Origin of the sequence: Winogradskya consettensis, assembly GCF_018332715.1 — a bacterium.
In the GTDB taxonomy this organism is placed as follows: domain Bacteria; phylum Actinomycetota; class Actinomycetes; order Mycobacteriales; family Micromonosporaceae; genus Actinoplanes; species Actinoplanes consettensis.
This window is the reverse complement of record NZ_BOQP01000046.1, coordinates 183792-198894: the sequence shown is the minus strand read 5'-3', so window position 1 is coordinate 198894 and position 15103 is coordinate 183792. Positions and strand designations below refer to the sequence as shown.

Annotated in this window: 16 protein-coding genes and 1 pseudogene; 9 read left to right on the top strand and 8 right to left on the bottom strand. The window is 69.7% G+C overall.

The genetic code is table 11. The annotated features are described in order from the left end of the window. Nucleotides 1–7: 7 nt before the first annotated feature. Both Aco04nite_RS37905 and Aco04nite_RS37900 read left to right on the top strand, forming a co-directional pair. On the top strand, nucleotides 8–688 hold the full coding sequence (locus Aco04nite_RS37905; protein WP_244876589.1) for a TetR family transcriptional regulator: 681 nt from the start codon (nucleotides 8–10) through the stop codon (nucleotides 686–688). A 123-nt stretch (nucleotides 689–811) separates the two neighbouring features. Then, entirely contained in the window at nucleotides 812–1687 is an 876-nt protein-coding gene (locus Aco04nite_RS37900; RefSeq protein ID WP_213002043.1) for an SDR family NAD(P)-dependent oxidoreductase, read from the top strand. A 29-nt stretch (nucleotides 1688–1716) separates the two neighbouring features. Here Aco04nite_RS37900 and Aco04nite_RS37895 read toward each other — a convergent pair. Together Aco04nite_RS37895 and Aco04nite_RS37890 are read right to left on the bottom strand one after the other, a co-directional pair. Further along, a pseudogene (locus Aco04nite_RS37895) lies at nucleotides 1717–1947 on the bottom strand (glycerophosphodiester phosphodiesterase family protein); the annotation flags it as partial. An 80-nt stretch (nucleotides 1948–2027) separates the two neighbouring features. After that, nucleotides 2028–3650 carry an aminotransferase class I/II-fold pyridoxal phosphate-dependent enzyme gene (locus tag Aco04nite_RS37890; protein WP_213002041.1) on the bottom strand — a complete coding sequence of 541 codons (1623 nt, stop codon included), beginning with the start codon at nucleotides 3648–3650 and terminating at the stop codon, nucleotides 2028–2030. A gap of 44 nt (nucleotides 3651–3694) precedes the next feature. Between Aco04nite_RS37890 and Aco04nite_RS37885 the strand changes: the two genes are divergently transcribed. Both Aco04nite_RS37885 and Aco04nite_RS37880 read left to right on the top strand, forming a co-directional pair. Beyond that, the gene (locus tag Aco04nite_RS37885; RefSeq protein ID WP_213002040.1) at nucleotides 3695–4240 is read left to right on the top strand and encodes a CGNR zinc finger domain-containing protein; all 546 of its coding nucleotides are present in this window, start codon (nucleotides 3695–3697) and stop codon (nucleotides 4238–4240) included. A 182-nt stretch (nucleotides 4241–4422) separates the two neighbouring features. Further along, nucleotides 4423–4899, top strand: coding sequence for a DUF6841 family protein (locus Aco04nite_RS37880; RefSeq protein ID WP_213002039.1), 477 nt, complete (start codon nucleotides 4423–4425; stop codon nucleotides 4897–4899). A 211-nt stretch (nucleotides 4900–5110) separates the two neighbouring features. On the opposite strand, the gene Aco04nite_RS37870 is transcribed toward Aco04nite_RS37880, so the two are convergent. Together Aco04nite_RS37870 and Aco04nite_RS37865 are read right to left on the bottom strand one after the other, a co-directional pair. Continuing rightward, nucleotides 5111–5941, bottom strand: coding sequence for a metal-dependent hydrolase (locus Aco04nite_RS37870; protein WP_213002038.1), 831 nt, complete (start codon nucleotides 5939–5941; stop codon nucleotides 5111–5113). A 93-nt stretch (nucleotides 5942–6034) separates the two neighbouring features. Then, nucleotides 6035–6499 carry a DUF1707 SHOCT-like domain-containing protein gene (locus Aco04nite_RS37865; protein WP_213002037.1) on the bottom strand — a complete coding sequence of 155 codons (465 nt, stop codon included), beginning with the start codon at nucleotides 6497–6499 and terminating at the stop codon, nucleotides 6035–6037. Between the two features lie 225 nt (nucleotides 6500–6724). On the opposite strand from Aco04nite_RS37865, the gene Aco04nite_RS37860 reads away from it, so the two are divergent. Then, nucleotides 6725–8098 (top strand): sensor histidine kinase, encoded by a 1374-nt coding sequence (locus Aco04nite_RS37860; protein ID WP_244876588.1) that lies wholly within the window; start codon nucleotides 6725–6727, stop codon nucleotides 8096–8098. Beyond that, the gene (locus Aco04nite_RS37855; protein ID WP_213002036.1) at nucleotides 8095–8775 is read left to right on the top strand and encodes a response regulator; all 681 of its coding nucleotides are present in this window, start codon (nucleotides 8095–8097) and stop codon (nucleotides 8773–8775) included. Before Aco04nite_RS37860 ends, Aco04nite_RS37855 begins: the two co-directional genes overlap by 4 nt. A 199-nt stretch (nucleotides 8776–8974) precedes the next feature. Here Aco04nite_RS37855 and Aco04nite_RS37850 read toward each other — a convergent pair whose 3' ends face one another. Together Aco04nite_RS37850 and Aco04nite_RS37845 are read right to left on the bottom strand one after the other, a co-directional pair. Next, the gene (locus Aco04nite_RS37850; RefSeq protein WP_213002035.1) at nucleotides 8975–9433 is read right to left on the bottom strand and encodes a hypothetical protein; all 459 of its coding nucleotides are present in this window, start codon (nucleotides 9431–9433) and stop codon (nucleotides 8975–8977) included. Nucleotides 9434–10015: 582 nt separating this feature from the next. After that, entirely contained in the window at nucleotides 10016–10441 is a 426-nt protein-coding gene (locus Aco04nite_RS37845; protein ID WP_213002034.1) for a MarR family winged helix-turn-helix transcriptional regulator, read from the bottom strand. Nucleotides 10442–10530: 89 nt separating this feature from the next. Here Aco04nite_RS37845 and Aco04nite_RS37840 point away from each other — a divergent pair, with 89 nt between their 5' ends. Both Aco04nite_RS37840 and Aco04nite_RS37835 read left to right on the top strand, forming a co-directional pair. Continuing rightward, a complete protein-coding gene (locus tag Aco04nite_RS37840; RefSeq protein WP_213002033.1) occupies nucleotides 10531–10725 on the top strand; it encodes a hypothetical protein in 195 nt (64 codons plus the stop codon). Between the two features lie 10 nt (nucleotides 10726–10735). Continuing rightward, complete coding sequence (locus tag Aco04nite_RS37835; protein ID WP_213002032.1) at nucleotides 10736–11248, top strand: NUDIX hydrolase; 513 nt, start codon at nucleotides 10736–10738, stop codon at nucleotides 11246–11248. 3 nt (nucleotides 11249–11251) lie between these two features. Here Aco04nite_RS37835 and Aco04nite_RS37830 read toward each other — a convergent pair whose 3' ends face one another. Continuing rightward, nucleotides 11252–13153 (bottom strand): amylo-alpha-1,6-glucosidase, encoded by a 1902-nt coding sequence (locus Aco04nite_RS37830; RefSeq protein ID WP_213002031.1) that lies wholly within the window; start codon nucleotides 13151–13153, stop codon nucleotides 11252–11254. A gap of 57 nt (nucleotides 13154–13210) precedes the next feature. Here Aco04nite_RS37830 and Aco04nite_RS37825 point away from each other — a divergent pair, with 57 nt between their 5' ends. Continuing rightward, nucleotides 13211–14635, top strand: a complete 1425-nt coding sequence (locus Aco04nite_RS37825; protein ID WP_244876587.1) for a hypothetical protein — start codon at nucleotides 13211–13213, stop codon at nucleotides 14633–14635. Here Aco04nite_RS37825 and Aco04nite_RS37820 read toward each other — a convergent pair. Then, nucleotides 14611–14991: a nuclear transport factor 2 family protein gene (locus Aco04nite_RS37820; RefSeq protein WP_213002030.1), complete on the bottom strand. Its 381-nt coding sequence runs from the start codon at nucleotides 14989–14991 to the stop codon at nucleotides 14611–14613. The genes Aco04nite_RS37825 and Aco04nite_RS37820 overlap by 25 nt on opposite strands. Between the last annotated feature and the right edge of the window lie 112 nt (nucleotides 14992–15103).

Sequence of the window (15103 nt, the reverse complement as noted above, 5' to 3'; positions counted from 1 at the left end):
TCGAGGGGTGAGCGATGACCAGCCCCTGCCGACCAATGACCAGCCCTCGCTGAGCGACGGCAAGCGCCTGCTGAGCAGTGATCGGTCTTTGTTGACCACCGATCGGTCTTTGTTGAGCGGCGGCAAGCCACGGCAGCGGGACGCGGCGGCCACCAAGGCCCGCCTCCTGCAGGCCGCAACCGACGAGTTCGCGACGCACGGCATCGCCGGCGCCCGCATCGACCGCATCGCGGCGGCGGCCAAGGCCAACAAGGCACTGGTCTACGCGTACTTCGGCAACAAGGAGGCACTGTTCGAAGCGGTCCTCGACACCCACGTGGGCAGACTGCTCGCCGAGGTGCCGTTCACCGCCGACGACCTCCCGGGCTACGCCGGTCGCCTCTTCGACTACCTGCTCGCCCACCCGCACCAGCTACGGCTCGCAACCTGGCACCGCCTTGAAGAAGGCGCCGACAAACGCAACCCGGCCGAGCTCAACGACTCCCTCGAACACAACGCCGGACTGATCGCCACAGCCCAGGACCGGGGCACCCTACCCACCACGTTCACCCCGGCCGATCTGCTGGTGTTCACCCTCGCCCTCAGCAGCGCCTGGATGCCCGGCAGCCCCACCGCCATGCCCCGAGCCGCCCTCGACATCCACCGCGCCGCGGTCGTCGAGGCGGTCCGCCGCCTCGTCACAAAGTAGCGCTGCACGCCGCCCTCACCCACACAGCTGGGCGGTCCGCCGCCCTTATCTACACAGCCGGGCGATCCATCGCCCCTGCCCACAGAGCCGGGCGGGTTGCCGCCCTACCTAGGAGTGATTGTTATGAGTAGGACCTGGCTTGTTACCGGTGCTTCGCGCGGTCTGGGCCGCTCGATTGCCGTGGCCATCCTTGAGAACGGTGACAACCTCGTCGCGACGGCGCGGCGCATTTCGGATTTGTCAGGACTGGGCGACAAGTACGGCGAGCGGGTGCGCACCGTGGCGCTCGATGTCACCGACCCGGGTGCGGCGCGGGACGCCGTCGAGGCTGCCGTCGACACGTTCGGGCGGCTTGATGTTGTGGTCAACAACGCGGGATATGCGGACAGCGCGCCTTTCGAGGAGATGCCCGATGACGTGTTCCGGGCTCAGGTCGAGGCGAACTTCTTCGGGGTGGTGAATGTGACCAGGGCTGCGCTGCCAGTTTTGCGTACCCAACGGTCGGGGCTTTTCCTGCAGGTCTCGTCAGTCGGTGGGCGGGTGGGCGGGACGGCCGGGATCTCCGCCTACCAGGCCGCGAAGTTCGCCGTGGAAGGGTTGACGTTGTCGCTGGCCAAGGAGGTCGCGCCGTTCGGGGTGCGCGCGGTGATCGTGGAGCCCGGCGCGTTCCGGACCGACTGGGGTGGCTCGTCCATGGAGATCGCCGCGGCGGGGGCCGACTACCGGGAGTCGGTCGGGTTCATGCACGACTATCGGGCCAACGCGGCGGGCAAGGAAGCCGGTGACCCCGACCGGGCCGCGCGGATCCTGGTGCAGCTGCCCGATCTGGCCGAGTTGCCGCAGCGGCTGCTGCTCGGCTCCGACGCCGCGCGGATCACGGAAATCGCCGAGCAGGACTGGCTCGCCGAGACGCGCGCGTGGGCCGCGGTCAGCGCCGCCACCGACTTCAGCAGCGACGCGGACCTCGGGGACGTTCAGAGCCTGGTGAACTCCAGGTAGTCGACATTGAGTTCTGGTAGGCCGTGCGCCCCGCCCAGACCGGATCTGAGCCTGAGAGATCTCATCTGGGCGAGGGTGAGGGCGACGACCTTGCCGGTGCCGTCGGTGGTGCGATCGACGCTGTCATCGTGCATGAGGACGAGCTCGCCGTCGCTGGTGCGCTGGACGTCGATCTCCACGATGTGGGCGCCGTGCTGGATGGCCTGGGTGATAGCCGGGAGGGAGTTCTCCGGGGCTCCCCGCCAGTAGCCGCGGTGGGCCGCGGTGGTTGCGGCGAGGACAGCGAGCGCCAGGGCCAGATATCGGGCATGCATGCGTCCAGAGTGGATTCCAGCGACGATCACTGCAGTGCCGGCTGCCGGGCGTCCGGATGAACAGAGCGTCGCAAGGCGGCTGCCATCGCGTCGACGATCCGGTCCAGGATCTCGCGGGTCGTGGCGAAGTTCAGGCGGGCATGGTGGTCGCCTTCCGGGCCGAAGTCGAGCCCTGCGCTGAGCTCGACACCCGCATGGCGGCGGAACCAGTCGGCCGGCTGCCCGGGAAGACCCGCGCCGGCACAGTCGAGCCAGGCCAGATAGCCCGCTTCCGGCACGTGCATGGTGACGCCGGACAATTCCGCGTGTACGCGCAGAGCCAAGTGATCGCGTTGCGCCCGCAGGTGATCGTTGACGCCCCGCAGCCAGTCATCGCCGTGCTCCCACGCCGCCAGCGTCGCTTCCACGCCGAGAACGTTGACGGCGCCGTAGAGATCCGGGGGCTGCGCATCCCAGCGGGCACGAAGGTCATCCGGGCCGACGTGGGCGAGAGCCGTCCGCAGACCCGCGAGGTTGAACGCCTTCGTCGCCGAGGTCACGGTGACCGTGCGGGCCGCCGTCCGGGGGTTGAGAGACGCGAACGGGATGTGGCCCGTGTAGGACAGCTCGGCGTGGATCTCGTCGCTGATCACCAGCAGGTCGTGGCGTTCGGCGAGGTCCGCGATGCCGTCCAGTTCGGCTCGGGAGTAGACGTGGCCGGTCGGGTTGTGCGGGTTGACCAGGAGCAAGACCTTGGCTTCGCTGAGCTCAGCGGTGGCTGCGCCTGCTCGGATCAGGCGGCGGTTCATCGACTCGATCGTCGCCAGGAACGGCGGGTAGGACGGGGTGAAGACCGCCACGCCGTCCCCGGGTGCGGTGGTCAGGGTCAGGACGATCTGCAGGGCCTGAATCAGATCCGTGATCGGGCGTACGCGATCCGGGTCGGGCTTCCAGCCGTAACGCCGGCTCATCCGCTCGGCGAACGGGACCGCCAAGGGGTATCGCGGCCAGTCGGGGTAGCCGAGGTCGCCGCGCGCGATCGTGGCATGGATCGCGTCGCGGACCGGCGGAGCCACCGGAAAGTCCATGTCGGCCACCCACGCGGGCAGCAGCTCCGGACCCGGACGGTGCCACTTCACGCCGCGCTTCGCACGCAGCCATTCCATGGTCACCTGAGTTGGTTCGGCCTCGGCCTCCTGCGCCGCGGCCTCCTGCACCGCGGCCTCCTGCAGAGTGTCGCGTAGGACTTCCATCTGGCCGTGGTGCTGGGCCATCTCCTCGTAGAGGTGGAGCAGCGCCTCCCCCTGGGTCATGGTGCGGTCCGGGCCGAGTGCCGCCGGGTCGGGGTCATGGCGCAGCGGCTCATCCCAGCGGGCGACGGCCACGTCGGCTCGCAGCTGTATGAGGGCCTCCTCTGCTCGATCGCACAGCTCCGCAACAGGGCCGGCGGCGTGGAACTCGGCAAGGCGGTCACGCTCGACCGGACGACCGGCTACGAGGTGACCACCCCAGTAGGACATCACGCCGAGGCAATGGGTGAGTACTGCGAAAGGAGTATTCGCGCCGGGGAGATCGGGGCGGCGGTTGGCGCCCTCGTCGCCGAGCGTGCTGACGATGCCGCTCATGCCACGGACGGCGCGCTCGACGAAGTACATGTAACCGGTCTGCATGGTTACACCTTGCAGGCAGAGTCGTAACCGGTCAAGATGGTTACGTGAGTTTCGTCTTCGTCAGCGGCCGCCCCAGCCTCGACTTCGCCGGCACGCTCAAATGGCGCCGCCGGGCTCAGGGCGAGGAGCAGCTCAGCTCTCCCGCGGATCTCGCTTCGTGGGCTTCCTCGGCGTCACTCGGTGACATACCTGCCGGGCCGGCGAATTTCGCTGCTGCGATATCCGCCCGGGAAGCGATCTACCGGGTGATCCGGTCCCGCCTTGACGGTGCCGCACCCGCGGCCACGGACGTGACGCTGATCAACTCGCTGGCCAGGGGGCCGCGGCTCACGCCGACGCTGCTGGCCGACGGACAAATGACCCGGACCGGAACCACCGAGGAGCTACTGGCAACCCTCGCGGCCGACCTGCTCGACCTGCTCTCGTCCGACGAGATCGACCGGGTGAAGGGCTGCGCCAACAGCGACTGCACCCGGCTCTACCTCGACGCCTCCCGCCTCGGCAACCGCCAGTGGTGCGGCATGGCCGAGTGCGGCAACCGAGCCAAGGTCTCCGCCTTCCGCGCACGCCGCCGCACATCCGCAAACTGAGCCCCGGGCGGCTCATAGCGCCATCGGGCAGCGATCGGCGTCACACGCTGGCCTCGTTGCCCCTGCGGCACCGACATAACCATAATGATTTTGGTTATGTCGGTACCGGCGCACACCAACTGCTCACGATCGCGGCGATGCAGGCCGAGCCGGGCAGCGAAGGACAACGGGAGGGACGCAAAATGCCGGAGAAGCTTACGAGTCCCGATCTCATCGAAGCCCACACCGAGTTCAGCGACTGGTTCACCGACCAGTACATGCCCGCGTTCATCAGCGCGGTCGGGGGCGCAACCGACCCGGCGTTCATCTCCGGCTACTGGGGATCGCCGCTCTGGGTGGGTAACGACCTCGGCCCGATCACGCTGGCGGAGACCGACGAGGACGTGGTTCGCGCGTTCACCGCCATGACCGCCCGGCTGCACGCCGCCGGTTACGCGGACAGCGTCGTGCTGGATCGCCGGACCGTGGTTTTCAACAGGGACGGCGCCGCCATCGACTCGCTCTGGTCCCGCCGTCGAGGCGACGGCTCCGAGATCGAGCGGGTTGCCGTGCACTTCGTCGTGGCACGCCGCGCCGACGGGATTCGCGTGGTCACGTTCGAGACCCACGCCACGGACGCCGAAACGCTCGATGCGGTCTGGCCCGTCATCAAAGGCTGATCATCAGCCACGTCCGAATCCCCGGAGGGCTTCCCAACGGACAGAGCAGCGGCGGACGGCTGGTACGCATCGGAGGCGTACCAGCAGATCCTGCCGCTGCGTGCCGGTAGCCCGATCGTCGGCACCGTCCTGGTGGACCACCTGCCCGAGGGGCTCCACCGTCAGAGGACCCGTCGCGGGCCTTCGTGCCAGGTTCGGCGGCGGCGCACAGCTACGGTGTGTCGTCGGACGCCCAGACGTCCAGGTTGAACTGGTGGAGCAGGTGCGGGGCGAACAGGCCGGCCACCGACACGAATGAGATCACCGTGAAGACCGTGCGCAGCACGACGGTCTCCGTCTTTCCGCCGACCACGACGGCGATGCTGTTCGGGATGCCGATCATGCGCCACATGCGGCGGTTGATCGGGATGGGCCACAGGATGGGTACGCCCGCCCTGGTGATCATGTCGCCGAGCAGGTGGACCACGCAGCCGACCGCGACCGAGAAGCCGAGCATCGGATACCCCCGGTCACCCGGGAGGTTGGCCGCGGTGAACCAGGCGATCGCGGCGGACGAGATCGTGATGATCACCCAGCCGGCGCGCTCGGCCCACTCGTCGAACAGGCCGCGCAGCGCGAGACCGGCCATGAAGAAGATGATCCCGACGACTGCCCATTTACCGTACGCGGTGGCGAGGCTGGTCGTTCCCCACCCGATCAGCGCGGCGAACGGCAGCGTGTGCGTGAACGTGCGGTGACCGTTGTTGCGGCGTGGGTCCTTGCTCAGTTTCGTGGCGGTGTAGACGCCGAGGGATATCTTCTCGACCACCTCCGCCACGAAGAGTGAGAACACGCCGAACGTGCGGGCCACCGTTGCGCCGCCCTGGTTGCGGGTGACCTTTCCGGACAGGTCGAGGTCGGGCAGCAGCGCCCCGCCCGCGCACATGATCGTGCCGATGGCGATGGCGAGCGGGCTCTGCTCGTACCCGGCGAAGGCATCCAGGGCCCAGCTTCCCGCGAGCCAGACTGCCGCGCCTGACAGTGCGTGCGACGGACCCATCATTGTTGTTGCCCACCCCTCCCGATAGGGGCACCACTGTCGCATCGGGGTACAAGGTGGGCAACGACCGCCGCGTCTACTTCGGAATGATCAACGTCACTTCCAGCCGGGCGAGTTCCATGGAGCAACGTGACCATAGTGGTGGAAATCGCGTCGCATGTTGCCGTACTTCGCGTGCCGGATCAGGCCCATGAACAGGAACGCGAGCGGGAAGACCGGCCAGAAGAACGTCGCGCCGCTCGCGAACCACAGACCGGTCAGCAACAGTGCGGCAAACATCACGAAACCCGTGTGCCGGCGGAGGTCCCGGCGTGTCGTGGCGCGCGCCTGCGGGGTCTCGGCCAGTGCCTGCCGGCCACCGTTCGGGAGGTCGGCGGTGAGCGGGGCGAGCTCGTCGCGGAACTTGGCGGCGTACACACCGCTCAGACGTTCTTCGCCCTCCTCCAGGGTGAGGCGCCCCTCGGTCATCGCGGACCGCAGAATGGTCGCGATCTGCTCACGCTCGGTGTCGGAGGTCCGGAGCCGGTTCGGCCCGGACCAGGTGGAAACGTTCGGCTGCATGACGACCTCCTGGACGTGGCGGCTTGCCACTCAAGCTTCCCGGGCGGGTCACTGCGGGGCATCGGTCCGAAGAAGCATCCGGGTACGCGACCAGCGGCGCAGCTGTCCGAAAATGCGTACGCCGCAGGGAGTACGCCGGGCAGGGGCACTACTCCTCACGAGTTATCCACAGGCCCGACTTGGTGTTGATGCGGCCCCTCCCCGGGTTGCCGTAGCGTCGTTCACGTGCGACACCAGGCCCACCCTTTCGCGAGCGGACCGTCCTTCTCCAGCGGGCGGTTCGCCGAGCGGCGTGCGCGTTACGAGCGCCGCGGAAGGGATCATGCGGCGCCGGCCGTCATCACCGCGCTGTGCTTCCACGTGTTCGGCAACTGGTCCCATGCTCGCTCCGTCGGGTTGATCGCGTGCGTGCTGCTCGTGATCGGCCCGATCGCGCTCGCGTGGCGGCCCAAGTTCCCCCTGATCGCGCTGGCCGTGAGCGCCGCCGCGACCATCGGCTACGCGACCCTCACCACACCGGCCTGGACCTTCGCGGTGGCCCCCACGATCGCGCTGTTCTCCGCGGTCAAAGCCGGCCGCAGCCGGGCCGCGCTGGCCATCGCGGCGATCGCCTACGTCGCCTACCTGACGGTCACGACGGTCCTCGCCGACCAGCTCGGCGTCGCCGCCACCGCCCGGCCGACCCTGCGCGACGCCGTCCTCACCGCCCTCGGCCTGGCCCTGACCATGTTCATCGGCGGCGCCGCCCGCGCCCGCGCCGCCTACCTCGCCGAGCTGACCAAGGTCAACGCCGAACGCGCCCGCGCCCACGAGGAACAGGAAAAACGCCAGACCGCCGACGAACGCCTGCGCATAGCCCGCGAGCTCCACGACGTTCTCGGCCACCACCTGTCCCTCATCAACGTCCAGGCCGGCGTCGGCCTCCACCTCATGGACAGCCGCCCCGAACAGGCCCGCGAAGCCCTCACCGCCATCAAAACCGCCAGCTCCGAGGCCCTCCGCGAGGTCCGCGCCGTCCTCGACGCCCTCCGCCCGGAACAGGAAGCCGCCCCCCGCCAGCCCGCCCTGGGCCTCGACCGCCTCGCCGACCTCACCGCCGACGCCGCCCTCCCGATCACCACCACCACAACCGGCACCCCCCGCCCCCTGCCCGCCGAGGTCGACCGAGCGGCCTACCGCATCGTCCAGGAAGCCCTGACCAACGTCCGCCGCCACGCCCAGGCCGCCAAGACCGAGGTCTCCATCACCTACACCCCCACCGCCCTCCACCTCCACATCACCAACGCCGGCACCCCCACAGCCCCTCCCCCCGGCGCTGAAGTCCCGGGCCCCGCCGCCGATGAGCTGCCCGGCACCGGCATCGCGGGGATGCGAGCCCGCGCAGAAACCCTCGGCGGCACACTCACCGCCGAACCCCTCCCCGAGGGCGGCTTCCAAGTCCACGCGATCCTCCCCACCTCCCCGGATACGCCCTCCCCAGCCGCCACACGCACACCCGCCGCGCCCATGCCCACCACGCCATCGACAGCCGAAGCAACCGCCGACGCCGCCTTCTCTTCCGCTAACAAAGCGGCCGACCCCCTCGAGGAACCCGCGTGATCAAGGTTTTGCTCGCCGACGACCAGGCGCTGGTCCGGGCCGGATTCCGCGCCCTCATCGACGCCGAGCCCGACCTCGAGGTGGTCGGCGAGGCGGGCGACGGCCTGGAAGCGGTCCGGCTCGCCGCCCTGACCCACCCCGACGTCGTCCTGATGGACATCCGCATGCCCGGCGTCGACGGCCTCGAAGCCACCCGCCGCATCGCCGCCGACCCCGCCCTGGCCGACATCCGGGTCGTCATCCTGACCACGTTCGAACTCGACGAATACGTTTTCGAGGCCCTGCGAACCGGCGCATCGGGCTTCCTCGTCAAGGACACCGAACCGGTTGACCTGCTAAGAGGCATCCGAGCGGTAGCAGCCGGCGACGCCCTGCTCTCCCCGAGCGTGACGCGCCGCGTGATCGGCGAGTTCGCCACCCCCGGAGGCCGCGCGGCCCAGCCCCCGCAGGAACCCGACCCCCGCCTCAACCAGCTGACCGAACGCGAACGAGAAGTCATGGTCCTCGTCGGCGAGGGCCTCTCCAACGACGAGATCGCCACCCGCCTCCTCATCAGCCCCGCCACAGCCAAAACCCACGTCAGCCGCACCATGCTCAAACTCGCCGCCCGCGACCGAGCCCAACTCGTCGTCCTCGCCTACGAGGCCGGCCTGATCAGACCCGGCTGGCTCGCGTGAGCGAACCGTTACACCCGAGCGGCCAAACGGCGTAAGCGAACCGCTCCACCCGAGCGGGCCAACCACGGCGTGAGCGAGCCAAGCGGGCCAGCTACGGCGTGAGCGAACTGAGCAGGCCGACCACGGCGTGAGCGAGCCGGATGGGTCGGCTGGCCTGAGCCGTTCGGTGCGGTCGCGGGCTGTGCTGGCCGGGTTGGAGTCAGGCGCTGGCTGCGGCGGTTTGCTGGGCTTGCCACAGGGCCAGTTGGACACCGATGACAAAGATCTGGAGTGGGAGGGAGAGGCCGGGGAGGTCGGCCTCGATGGCGCCCGACCAGGCGCTCACCCGGCGCATCGAGCCTGTGACGACGCCGTCGGTCACCAGCTCTTGGCGGTTGCCCCAGAATGACGCGCGGCGGAACTCGTAGGAGCGGCCGGCGGATTGGGCTGTCCAGTGTTTGCGGCCGGCTCGTTCGACGAGGGCGATCTCGGCGCCGGCCTCGTCCAGGAGGCGGTATTTTGTGCCCCAGCCGTTGGAGCGCACCTGGTAGCGCTGGCCATGCACCTCGAAGTCGCCGCCGCTGCGCCACCATGACGGGTCCCACACAGCGACCGGTTGGCCGTCGGCGGCCAGTTGGTAGCGGCCGCGCCAGGCGCCCATTTTTTCGGCAGTCAACATGTCTTCACGGTAGCGATCGCGCGCCATTCGGCCGGAGGGCACAGCTGGGTGTCAGGCCGTATGGGCAGGGCGCGTGGGACGTCGGCTTGGTGAAGCAGGATGTGGCCCTGTTCTCCCGAATTCTGGCCCGCGTCGGCGGCACCGGCTGCCGGCAGACAGACGGGCAGGCCCGCAGTCGGGCAGGCCCGCAGTCGGGCAGGCAGGCAGGGGCGGGCCCGCAGTCGGGCAGGCAGGCAGGGAGGGGCGGGCAGGGGGCGGAGCGGCAGGCGGGCCGGCGCAGGGGTGGTTCATCGGCGGTGATGGGGTCGAGCAGGGCTGCAACCAGTTGGCCAGAGCCGCCGCTCTGGAGGCCGTTCATGGCTGTCCACGCGTTGACGGTGTGGTCGTCGATGGCGGGTCCGATGATCGGCACGGCCCGCGAGCCATGCCGGCTCGCGTTCCTCGATCCGTGGGCCCGGAAATTCTGGCGGGAGGGGGGAACGGATCGACGGGAACGCGGTGGCCATGCTGCTGGCGGGACCCGGACGACAAGGATCCGGGCGGTCAGCGACGACGCCCCGCGGCGGCTGTCGAGCTGGGTGGCTACGTTGCGGCGCTGATCACGCGGGTGAGGGCCGCGTGGAGGGACATGAGTTCGTCGAGGGGCATGCCGAGGCGGTCGACGACGGCCGGGGGGATCTTCAGGGCCTGTTCGCGCAGGTCACGGCCGGACGGGGTGAGGGTGACGGCGAGGCTGCGTTCGTCCTTCGGGTCTCGTTCGCGGCGGAGGTAGCCGATCGACTCGAGACGTTTGAGCAGTGGGGACAGGGTGCCGGGGTCCAGCTGCAGGAGAGTGCTCAGCTTGCGTACCGATAAAGGGGCGTGCTGCCACAACGCGAGCATCACCAGGTACTGGGGGTGGGTGAGGCCCATGGGTTCCAGTAGTGGCCGGTAGACCGCGACCACGCTGCGGGCGGCCACGGACAGCGCGAAGCACACCTGCTGTTCAAGTTCCAACGGATCATTCATGGTTGCCGCTCCTCTGCCGATACGGTTATCGTACCAATAGTTGGTGTACCAATCATTGGTGTGGCAACGGTCTGACGGAGGTGGGGATCATGGCGAAGGATGTTCGCGAGGGCGGGTTTCTCTGGAACTGGCTCTACAAGTACTGGGCGGGGCCGGCCTCGGTGCAGGGTGCGATCGAGGGCGTCACCCAGGAGGCGCGGGACGGCTGGAAGGCCGACCTCGAGGAGCGCAAGCGTTACTCGCGCGAACAGCGCGCCCGTAAGCAGGCCGCCAAGCGCGGCTAAAGTCGCGGGCGTGCCTGCTTCTGACTACGTCAAAGACCTGCGTGCCAAGTACGGGCAGGGCTTGATCATGTTTCCGACCGTCAGCGCCGTGGTGCTCAACGACCGCGGCGAGGTCCTGCTGGGTCAGCGCAGCGACAACCGCCAGTGGGCGCTGATCGCGGGGATGATGGATCCGGGCGAGCAGCCCGCCGAGGCCGTCGTGCGCGAGACGCTCGAGGAGACCAATGTCCAGGTCAAGGTCGAGCGGCTGGCCGGGGTGGTCCTGCACGAGGTGGTCTATGGCAATGGCGATCACTGTCAGATGGTCAACACGTGGTTCCGCTGCCGCGCGGTCGGCGGTGAGGCACGGGTCAACGACTCCGAGTCGCTCGAGGTCGGCTGGTTCCCGCTGGGCGAACTTCCGCCGCTCACCCGCTTCGCCCACCATCGCATCGCGACGGCGCTCGACGACGGCCTCCCCGCCTGGTTCGCCCGGCCCGGCGAAGCCCTCGACGACCTGATGTACCGCATGCCCGGGGCATGAGAGCTACGACAACCTCCTGACCCGCAGGCTCTCCGCGACGGACCACGCCTGGAACGGGCAGCCCGTCGCGCCGTGCGGGGCTTCGCCGTCGGCGGTTTCCGAGACCGAGCCCAGGCCGTACTCCCCCAGGTGACCGTCGGCGTCGGAGAGCGTCTGCTCCGCGGAGACGCCGAGCCGCCGCCAGGCCTCCACATAGGGGCCGGTGAGCCACGGCCAGACCGTACCCGTGTGATAGGCCCGGTCCCGGGAAGCCTGCGGCCCGCCGTGGCTGCCGTGATAACCCGGCGTGCCCGGCGCCTGACTGCGCGGGCCCAGCGGAGTCATCAACGCCGCGCCGATGATCTGCAACGCCCCCGGCGACGGACGCAGCGGCGCATACGGCAGTGACCAGGCGAGCAGCTGGTTCGGGCGCAGCACATCGTCGTCCGGGCCGTCGACCACGTCGTGCAGCAGGCCGGCCTTGGCCGGGAACCGGCGGGCGAAGGACGTGAGCGCCGCCGAGTGCGCCAGGGCGGCCTGGCCGGCACCGGCACCGACCTGCCAGGCAAGCCTGATCATCATGGCCAGGCCGTTGATCCACAGGGCGTTGACCTCGACGGGCTTACCCGTACGCGGGGTGACCGGCTCGCCGTCGACCCGGGCGTCCATCCAGGTCAGAGCCGCGCCCGGGACGCCCTGGCGGAGCAGTCCGTCGGCCGGGTCCGCCTGGATGCCGTAGCGGGTGCCGGCCAGGTGGGCGCCGATCACGTCACGCAGGGCGGGCAGCAACTCCGCGGCCAGGTCGTTGTCGCCGGTGACCGCCACGTGCCGCCCGACGGCGTGCAGGAACCACAGCGTGCCGTCCACGGTGTTGTACTCGACGCTGCCCGTGTCGGCGGTGTTCGCGAGCATGCCCTCCGACAGCGTGGCGGCGTACCCGAGGAGGAGTCTGCGGCCCTGCTCGGCGCGATTGGTCGACAGGAAGAGACCCTCGTAGCTGAGCATCGTGTCCCGCGACCAGGCGCCGAACCAGGGATAGCCCGCGACGACATCGGGACCGGTCGCGGTTTCGACGACAAAGGCATCGGCGGCCAGGGCGAGGGTGGCCTGCGCCTCCCCGCCGGGTGCGGCCGCTGCCACCACAGCACGATTACGGGTACGCGCGGAGCTGACCACCGCCGCCGCCGGCTCGGGAACAACGTCGAGGTCCTCCGCCCACGCCGAAACGGACGCGGTGTCCCCAGCCTGGCGGAGCTCGGCGTGGAAGCTCCCCGCGTACCACAAGTCCTCGGTGGGGGTGAGCCCGCGCGCCGCCTCCTCGCGGTGCCGCACCCCGCGGAACCAAGCACCCGCGCCGCGGAAATCGGGCCCGCGCAAGCGATAGGCGCCCTCGACCACGCACCCGCCCGCCACCTCGGTCACCTCGGGCTCGGCGCTCCCGGCGGTCCGCTCGGCGTGCACATCCCGCCACGTGCACAGCGCTTCGAGCCGCAGACTGACCGGCCCACCGGTGAGCAACCGGTGCACAACCGCGACGCTGCTCCGCCCGTGGACCATGGCGAGCTCGCGCTCGAGAACAACGTCCCCGATCCGCCACCGCCACCGCGGCAACCCGTCCACCAACTCGAACCCGGACAGGAACCGATGCCCGGCCGGCGCGACGGTCCCGTCGGCCCACTCGTGCGTCCCCAGCCGCACCACCGTCCCGGACGCCAGCGTCACCACCGGATCCAGCGACGCCAGCCCGAGATACCGCAGCGACGGCGTCTTCCCGGCCACGACCAGCAGCCCGTGATAGCGCCGGGTCCGCAGCCCGCTGACCGTCCCCATCGCATATCCACCACGCCCGTCGGGCACGAGCCACTCCCGGACCGACCCCTCCCCGAGGTCCCCGCAAACCTGCGCCCCGAACGCCACACGGTGCATCCCCCGACGCTATCCCTGTTTCCGGGCACCCGCTGAGCGCGCACTAAGGTGCGTCCGATGACCAGTGACGCCTTGGTACGCGGATTGGCGAGGAACCCCGCGACGCCGGCGGAGGTGTTGCTGGATCTGCTCGCGTCAGCAGAGGCTCCGTTCTGCCGAGGGCTGGCAGAACGCCGCGACCTCCCGGAATCGGTGCAGGAAGCGATGGTGCGGCATCCGTCGCGCGAGGTCCGCTGCACGCTGGCTGAGCATGCCCGGACCCTGCCGGAGCTTCGCAGCCGGTTGCTGACCGATCCTGAGTGGCGGGTGAGGCTGCGGGCTTTCGGCAACCATCTCACCGACGATCACCTGTGCTCACTGCTGGTGAGCGTCGAGGACGACCCCGCAGCGCCGTTGTCGCCCTGGGAACTTTTCGACGAGCTGTGGGTGGCCATGGACTACGCCCGCCGCCTCCACCGCGTGGCGGGTGCACACCCCGATCCACGGGTACGCCTGCACCCGGCGAGGTTCCCTCAGCTGCTCGACGGAGCCACCCGGGAAGCGCTGCTGGCCGACCCCGAGCCGCAGGTCAGGGCGACCATCGCCGCGGCCATCGCCGAGGACGAGCGGGTCATGCAGCCCGGCGACCTGCCGGAGACGCACATGCACGCGTTCTGGGCCGTGCTGCAACGACCGCTTTCCCGCGCGCTGGTCGACCAGGTGATGGCGAGCGGTGACGAGGCCGCGCTGTACTTCGTCGGCCCGAACCCGAGCACCCCACCGGATGTCGTCCAGGCACTGCTACGTCACCCCAGCCCTGTGGTCCGCGCCCGGGTCGCCGACCGAGCCGACCTAAGCCCCGGGCAGCTGGATTCCCTGGCCACCGACCCCGACATCGGGGTGCGCACGGCTGTCTCCGTCCACCCCGGCCTCACCGAGCAGCAGCGGACGGGCATCGACATCACCGTCAGCGACGGCCAATACTCCTACTCCAGGCACGTGCCGGGGCCACTCGACGACGCGGTGCGCTGGGCCCGGTCGGTCAACCCGTTGCTACGCCGGCGCGCGGCCCGGCACCCCGAACTGCCCGGGGATCTGGTCACGCAGTTGGCCGATGATGACGATCGGGGCGTACGCGTATTGCTCGCTCTGCACCATCCTGATGCACCACCCTCGCTGCTCCTGCGCGCCTTCCTGGAGAATCGGGGGCGGTTCCCTTTGCCTGCCCGCTTCCCGACGGCGGGGCTGGCCGCATTCGCCGATCACACCGATCCTCCGGTACGCCGATTGGTCGCGCTCGACCCGGATGCCGGCCCGGAGCTCGTGGATCGGCTGTGCACCGACCCGGACCTGGCTGTCCGGCAGGCGATGGCCTCGTGCCCGCGGCTGCCGGTCGGCCGGATCGTCGCGTTGCTCGACAACCCCGAGCTGGCGGAACACGCGGCCGCCAACCCCGCGCTACCGGTCGAGCGGATGCGTCAGGTCGTCGGGGCTGTGAAGTAGTCACGGAGGTGGGCGATGTGCTCGTCGCGTACCCGGAAGATCTGGATCATCGACATTGTCGGGTTCGTTTCGAGCGCCGCGTCGATCTCGACGATGAAGACTGCCGGGTCAGCGGTCTCGTGCAGCACGAAGCCGGAGCGCGCGGGGTCGGCCTTGCCCTCGTAGGCCGGGTCGCGATGCATGGCACCGATGCCGTCGCGGATCGCGTCGCGGCCTTCGAGCCGGAAACCGCCCGGTGCGAGCGGCGCCTCGTAGACGCCGTCCTCGGTGAACAGGGCCGCCACCGCGTCGGCGTTGCGGGTGATCGCTCCCGCGTACAGATAGCGTTTGAAGAGGTCCTCGTGGGAAAGGGTCACTCATTCCAGTCTAGGACAGCCTGGCCAGGCCTCGTCACAGAGCTAAAGAGCCCGGCACCATCGGATTCGGCATCCACGTCGCCGACGTGGTGTTCGGCCGGGTACGCCGCGA

Excerpts from the sequence above, each read along its gene's own strand:
- Aco04nite_RS37900 (WP_213002043.1), top strand. The coding sequence starts at position 812 with ATGAGTAGGACCTGGCTTGTTACCGGTGCTTCGCGCGGTCTGGGCCGC.
- Aco04nite_RS37890 (WP_213002041.1), bottom strand. The coding sequence starts at position 3,650 with ATGCAGACCGGTTACATGTACTTCGTCGAGCGCGCCGTCCGTGGCATG.
- Aco04nite_RS37880 (WP_213002039.1), top strand. The coding sequence starts at position 4,423 with ATGCCGGAGAAGCTTACGAGTCCCGATCTCATCGAAGCCCACACCGAG.
- Aco04nite_RS37870 (WP_213002038.1), bottom strand. The coding sequence starts at position 5,941 with ATGATGGGTCCGTCGCACGCACTGTCAGGCGCGGCAGTCTGGCTCGCG.
- Aco04nite_RS37865 (WP_213002037.1), bottom strand. The coding sequence starts at position 6,499 with ATGCAGCCGAACGTTTCCACCTGGTCCGGGCCGAACCGGCTCCGGACC.
- Aco04nite_RS37850 (WP_213002035.1), bottom strand. The coding sequence starts at position 9,433 with ATGTTGACTGCCGAAAAAATGGGCGCCTGGCGCGGCCGCTACCAACTG.
- Aco04nite_RS37845 (WP_213002034.1), bottom strand. The coding sequence starts at position 10,441 with ATGAATGATCCGTTGGAACTTGAACAGCAGGTGTGCTTCGCGCTGTCC.
- Aco04nite_RS37840 (WP_213002033.1), top strand. The coding sequence starts at position 10,531 with ATGGCGAAGGATGTTCGCGAGGGCGGGTTTCTCTGGAACTGGCTCTAC.
- Aco04nite_RS37830 (WP_213002031.1), bottom strand. The coding sequence starts at position 13,153 with ATGCACCGTGTGGCGTTCGGGGCGCAGGTTTGCGGGGACCTCGGGGAG.
- Aco04nite_RS37825 (WP_244876587.1), top strand. The coding sequence starts at position 13,211 with ATGACCAGTGACGCCTTGGTACGCGGATTGGCGAGGAACCCCGCGACG.